Annotated in this window: 5 protein-coding genes; 3 read left to right on the top strand and 2 right to left on the bottom strand. The window is 66.0% G+C overall.

Features of this window, described 5'->3' with window-relative positions:
- Positions 1-85 precede the first annotated feature (85 nt).
- Both ACREB7_RS20125 and ACREB7_RS20130 read right to left on the bottom strand, forming a co-directional pair.
- Positions 86-541, bottom strand: a complete 456-nt coding sequence (locus ACREB7_RS20125) for a DUF192 domain-containing protein (RefSeq protein ID WP_431594037.1) — start codon at positions 539-541, stop codon at positions 86-88.
- 36 nt (positions 542-577) lie between these two features.
- Positions 578-1,192: a RecX family transcriptional regulator gene (locus ACREB7_RS20130; protein WP_431594038.1), complete on the bottom strand. Its 615-nt coding sequence runs from the start codon at positions 1,190-1,192 to the stop codon at positions 578-580.
- A gap of 125 nt (positions 1,193-1,317) precedes the next feature.
- Here ACREB7_RS20130 and ACREB7_RS20135 point away from each other — a divergent pair, with 125 nt between their 5' ends.
- The 3 genes from ACREB7_RS20135 (at position 1,318) to ACREB7_RS20145 (ending at position 6,280) form a co-directional block, all read left to right on the top strand.
- Positions 1,318-3,069: a fatty acyl-AMP ligase gene (locus ACREB7_RS20135; RefSeq protein WP_431594039.1), complete on the top strand. Its 1,752-nt coding sequence runs from the start codon at positions 1,318-1,320 to the stop codon at positions 3,067-3,069.
- Positions 3,070-3,164: 95 nt separating this feature from the next.
- Positions 3,165-5,510, top strand: a complete 2,346-nt coding sequence (locus ACREB7_RS20140) for a putative bifunctional diguanylate cyclase/phosphodiesterase (RefSeq protein WP_431594040.1) — start codon at positions 3,165-3,167, stop codon at positions 5,508-5,510.
- Between the two features lie 230 nt (positions 5,511-5,740).
- Positions 5,741-6,280 carry a CHAP domain-containing protein gene (locus ACREB7_RS20145; protein WP_431594041.1) on the top strand — a complete coding sequence of 180 codons (540 nt, stop codon included), beginning with the start codon at positions 5,741-5,743 and terminating at the stop codon, positions 6,278-6,280.
- Positions 6,281-6,331 lie beyond the last annotated feature (51 nt).

The raw sequence follows: 6,331 nt of genomic DNA on the forward strand, positions 1-6,331 counted from the left end.
TCAATAAACCGTAGCCCTGAGCCTGTCGAAGGGCGCTTCTCGGATAGGCGCCCTTCGACAGGCTCAGGGCTACGGTGATAATTGATCATTTATCCTGCCACGTCACAGTGGCGCTCTCATCGATGCCCAGCTTCGCCGCCGTGCCGCCCGCAAGTTCGAGCACCGCGCTCACTTCGCCGCCGCTGACCACCGGTTCGAGATTTTCGGGGATGGTGTTTTCGGCGATGCGGTCGATGCTGCCATCGCCGCGGATGAAGACCATATCGAGCGGAATCAACGTGTTCTTCATCCAGAAGCTGGCATATTTGGGCTTCGCGAAGGGAAAGAGCATGCCGCCGTTTTCAGGCAGGCTGGTGCGGAACATCAACCCCTTGGCCTGCTCCTCGTCGGTACGCGCGACTTCGACGGTGAAGACATGCGCCTTGTCGGCCGCCTTGATCGTCAGCGGGATCGACGTCGCGCGCGCGTCCTGCGAATCGCCACTGCAGCCGGCGACCGGCAAAGCCATGACAAGAGCAACAGCGGTCATCCACGCACGCATCGGCCTATCCTTTCGCCGCATCGGGGTGTGCGCCTCCTAATCGAGCCCCGCTTCGTCGTCCAGCGCGGCCTCATCCCCCGGCGCGGTGGCCAGGATGCGGCGCGCCAGCCCGAGCGAATGGCCGGCGCGGACAAAGGCGGCGACCTGGCGCTCGCGCAGCGCCGGATCGATCACCGCTGCGGTCGCATAGGGTCCGAACCGGCGGCGACGCGCGAAACCGAGCGCCGACGCCAGCGCAGCGCCCTCGGCCGCTTCGATCGCTTCGCCCGAATCGGCGGCGTCGATCCCGTCGACCCACAATTGCGCCTTCACCCGCCGCACGCCCAGACCGCGCCGGGTCATCGCGCCGCCGCGCATCGCGGCATATTGCCGGTCGTCGACGAAGCCGAGCCGTTCCATTTTTGCGACGACCGTTTCGCACGCGGTCATCGCATCACCCGCGTCCGTCCATTCGGATTCGCGTATCTTTCGGGACAGATAGCGCGCCAATTTGGCACGGCTGGTCGCGAATCGGGCGACATAGGCGAGCGCCAGCTCGTCCAGCCGCGCCGCGCCCAAGGGTTTTCTGGCCCGGTCGGATCGCGCACGGCTGGTGACCATGCCATGTTTATGCCACAGTCGGGCCTGATTGAGAACGACCAGCGACGCCATATCGGGCATCAATGCCTGAAAACAGGCGATTTGTTCCAACGACAAGGGATCGCGCAGCACGTATGGCCCAGAAAGATGACATGCTTGTTGCCGCGCGGCCGCTTTCGCGGGATGCCGGAGCTTCTATGACCGATACCAACACCGATGCGGCGGACGCGCTCGTGCCGACGCCGACCGAATGTTTCCAGCCGCGCCGTTTTTCGGACTTCGCCACGATCGGCGAAGCGCTCGACTATGCGGCAACCGGCACGCGCGGGCTCAATTTCCACGATCCGCGCGGAAAGCTGGTGCGCCCTTATCCGTATAGCGAACTCAAACAGGACGCGCTCCAGACCGCCTATCGCCTGCTCGCGGCAGGGGTGAAGCCCGGCGACCGCATCGCGCTGATCGCCGAGACCGGCGCCGAGTTCGCCGCCCTCTTCTTCGGCACCATCTACGCCGGCGCCTGGCCAGTGCCGCTGCCGCTGCCGACCAGCTTCGGCGGGCGCGATAGCTATGTCGGCCAGCTCGTCGTCCAGCTGACGAGCTGCGACCCGACGATGCTCTTCTTCCCGCCCGAAATCGCCGCGATGGCGGTCGAGGCCGCCGAGAAGGAAGGCGTCAAGCCGATGGACTGGAGCGCCTTCGCGCAGAATCCGGCGCCAGTCGCCGACCTGCCCGAGCAGAAGTCGGACGAGACCTGCTATCTTCAGTACAGCAGCGGATCGACGCGCTTTCCGCACGGGGTCGCGGTCACCCACGCCGCCCTGCTCAACAATCTCGCCGCGCACAGCCACGGCATGGAAGTGCGCGACAGCGACCGCTGCGTCTCGTGGCTGCCCTGGTACCACGACATGGGCCTCGTCGGCTGCCTGCTCTCGCCGGTCGCCAACCAGGTGTCGGTCGACTATCTCAAGACCGAGGATTTCGCGCGCCGCCCGCTCGCCTGGCTCGACCTGATCAGCCGCAACCAGGGCACGACGCTCAGCTACTCGCCGACCTTCGGTTATGACATCTGCGCGCGCCGCGTGTCGAGCCAGACGCATGTCGCCGACCGTTTCGACCTGTCGCGCTGGCGCGTCGCGGGCAATGGCGCCGACATGATCCGCCCCGACGTGATGCAGCATTTCGTCGATGCCTTTGCCGACGCCGGTTTCAAGGCGAGCGCCTTCCTGCCGAGCTATGGCCTCGCCGAGGCGACGCTCGCGGTCAGCATCATGCCGCCGGGCGAGGGCATCGTCGTCGAACTGGTCGAGGAAACCGAGCTGTCGGGCGCCGCCAACGACGCCGGCCGTCCGACCCGCTATCGCGCCATCGTCAACTGCGGCCGCGCCGCGCGCGACATGGTGATCGAGGTCCGCGATGAGGCGGGCAACATCCTGCCCGACCAGACGGTCGGCAAGGTGTGGTGCACCGGCCCGTCGCTGATGACCGGCTATTATCGCGACCCCGAAGCGACCGCCGCGTGCATGAAGGACGGCTGGCTCGACACCGGCGATATGGGATATTTATCCCATGGCTACATATATATAGTTGGCCGCGCCAAGGACATGATCATCATCAACGGCAAGAATCACTGGCCGCAGGATATCGAATGGGCGGTCGAGCAATTGCCCGGCTTCAAGTCGGGCGACATTGCCGCTTTCGCGATCACCGCGCCGGGCGGCGAAGAGACCCCGGCGGTGCTCGTCCAGTGCCGCACCAGCGACGACAATGAACGGGCGCTGCTCCGCGAAACGATCCGCGACCGCGTCCGCGCGATCACCGGCATGAACTGCCTGATCGAGCTCATCCCGCCGCGCACCCTGCCGCGCACGAGCTCGGGCAAGCTCAGCCGGTCGAAAGCGCGCGCGCAATATCTGGCCGGGGAAATCCAGCCCTTTGCAATCGCGGCCTGATTTTCGTCCCCGATGGGGACGAAAAAAGCCGTTTGGCTCCACCGGATAGTTACTTTCAGGTAACCCCATTTCGCTAAACCATGGCGGTGACCAGGGTGGCGAACGATCCGATTCCGACCGACGAGATTCCTGCGCGTGCGCTGCTGGGGCTAACCCGGCACGACGAGGAACTCGGCGACTTGCGGCAACTCCAGCTCGCGCCGCTGCGCGGGCGCGGCAGGCTGAGGCTCCTCATGGGGCTCGGCATGACGGTCATTGCGGTGCTGACGATGGTCAGCACGGTGCCAAAGGCGCTCATCGGCGTCTGGGCCGCCACCACGATCCTGTTCAGCCTGTGGTCGTGGTACGTCGTCTCGCGGCTGCCGCTGGGCGAGATCCGCCATTCGGGCGCCGCCGAATTCAACCTGTGCAACCGCCATGCCATCTATTCGGCGGTCGTCTGGTCGGTCCCCTTCTGGCTTCAGGGGCAGCATCCGGCGCTCGACCATATCCTGTCGATGTGGAGCGTCGCTTTGTTGATGATGCTGACCCTGGCGATCGTCGCGCATACGCTGCCGATGGCCTGCCTGCTCTTCATCGTCCCGGTCACCCTGTCCGCTGCGGCCGCGCTGGTCGTGGCCGGGGCATCGGCGCACGCCGGCGTCGCCATTGCCGCAGGCGCGCTGCTGTCGGGATTCTGCATCCGCTTCGCGCAAAGTCACATCCGTTTCCGCCGCGCCGAGGACGTGCTGCACGAAAAGACCGAGACGGTCAGCCTGCTGCTGCGCGAGTTCGAGGAAACCTCGGCCGACTGGCTGTGGCAGACCGACAACAGCCGCCGCCTCGTCCATGTCTCGCCGCGCCTCGCCTTTGCGATCGGCGCGCCCGCCGACCAGCTCGAGGGCATCCCCCTGCTCCAGGCGCTGTCGGGCGACGCTTGGGAAACCGGCAATTTCCCCAAAAGCCTGCACGACATGGCCGAGCGGATGAAGCGCCGCGAAAGCTTTTCCAACCTGATCGTTCCGGTCACCATCGACGGCAAGCCGCATTGGTGGGAGCTGTCGGCCTCGCCGCGCCTCGACGAAGCGGGCAAGTTCCTGGGTTTCCGCGGGGTCGGTTCGGACGTCACCGAACAGCGCGCCTCGGCCGAACAGATCGCCAAGATGGCGCGTTTCGACAATCTCACCGGTCTGCCCAACCGGCTCAGCCTCAACGAGGATCTCGAACGCGCGCTCAGCCATGCGATCGAGGCCAAGACGCGCTGCGCGATGCTGATGCTCGACCTCGACCGCTTCAAGGCCGTCAATGATACGCTCGGCCATCCCGTCGGCGACAAATTGCTCGCGCAGGTCGCGGCGCGGCTGAAGAGCATGATGGACCGCGGCATGACCTGCGGCCGGCTGGGCGGTGACGAATTCGCGATCATCCTCCACAACATGCCCTCGGCGAGCGACGCCGAGGCGCTCGGTCGCCGCGTCATATCGGCGCTCAGCCGCCCCTATGTCGTCGACAATCATCAGCTGTTCGTCGGCGCCAGCATCGGCTTTGCGGTCGGGCCGCAGGACGGCGCGACGGTCGAAACGCTGACCCGCAACGCCGACCTTGCACTCTACAAGTCCAAGGACAAGGGCGGCAATGTCGTCGCCGCCTATGTCGCCTCGCTCCACGCGCAGGCCGAGGAACGGCGCGTCATGGAGCAGGAACTGCGCGGCGCGCTCGAACGCGGCGAGTTCGAGCTCTATTACCAGCCTGTCGTCACCGCCGACGACGGCACGCTCAACGGCTTTGAGGCTTTGATCCGCTGGAACAACCAGAAGCTCGGCAATGTCTCGCCCGGTCGCTTCATCCCGCTCGCCGAGGACAGCCGCCTGATCTCGCCGATCGGCGAATGGGTGCTGCGCACCGCCTGCCACGAGGCGATGCGCTGGCCCTCGAACCTCAAGGTCGCGGTCAACGTCTCGGCCGAACAGCTCACCGACCCCGCCTTCGCCTCGGTCGTCGTCTCGGCGCTGGCGCAAAGCGGGCTGCCGCCGCACCGGCTGGAAATCGAAGTCACCGAAAGCGTGTTCCTGCGCGACGGCGGCGGCGCGGCGCAATTGCTCGACCAGTTGATCGGGCTCGGCATCCGCCTCAGCCTCGACGATTTCGGCACCGGCTATTCGTCGCTCGGCTATTTGCGCAAGACGCAATTCTCGACGATCAAGGTCGACCGCAGCTTCGTCGTCGGCGCCGCCAAGGGCATCACCGAATCGATCGCGATCATCCGCGCCGTCGTCGCGCTCGCCGACAGCCTCGGCATGTCGACCACGGCCGAAGGGGCGGAAACCGAACTCGAGGTCGAGACGATCCGCAGCCTCGGCTGTCGCAGCATCCAGGGTTATTATTATGGCCGCCCGATGCCCGCCACCGACGTACTGACGCTGTTCCGTCCGCCGGCCGGCGAATCCAGCGTCGCCGCCTGATCGGCGGGACGAACGCCACCCGTCGCGGCGAGTTGAGCCTGACCGTCGACGAATCGAACGCACTTTCAAAAGGTTCCCCGGTCCACCGCATCGATGACGCAGTTCGTCGCGCGACGGGTGGTGTGACGCACAAGATATGGCAATCACCCTCCAACGCTTGAACACAAGCCAAACGGGGGTCGCTTTCCATGTCAGTCAGCCGCTTTACAGCAGCAATTGTCGCGTGCGTGATGATGTTTTCCGCCGCCCTGACCGCCACCCCCGCCGCCGCGCGCGGCTACCTCCAGTGCGTTCCCTTCGCCCGCGCCGAATCGGGCGTCGAAATCCGCGGCAACGCCGGGACCTGGTGGGCGCAGGCTGCCGGCCAGTATGAACGCGGCGACGAACCGCGCGAAGGCGCGGTGATGGCGTTCGCCGGATCGCGCGGGATGCCGATCGGCCATGTTGCGGTGGTCAAGAAGATCGTCAGCGACCGCGAACTGCTCATCGACCATGCGAACTGGTCGCCGATCAACGGCCGCCGCGGCCAGATCGAACGCAATGTCCGCGTCGTCGACGTCAGCGCCGCCGGCGACTGGAGCATGGTCCGTGTGTGGTACGCCCCGATCGGCGACCTCGGTCTGCGCGCCAACCCGGTGCAGGGCTTCATCTATCCGGGGCGCAATGCCGGCCCGCGCAAGGCGCCGAGCTTCGACGCACCGGTGTGGGCGAGCAACGACTGGAAACCCGGCAACGGCCTCGAAACGATCGCCGCGTCGCTCGGCCAGTAAAGACCGGCACCGGCCCAAACAAAAAGCCCCGGCTCGCGCCGGGGCTTTTTG

Source organism: Sphingopyxis sp. (assembly GCF_050725615.1).
Lineage (GTDB): Bacteria > Pseudomonadota > Alphaproteobacteria > Sphingomonadales > Sphingomonadaceae > Sphingopyxis.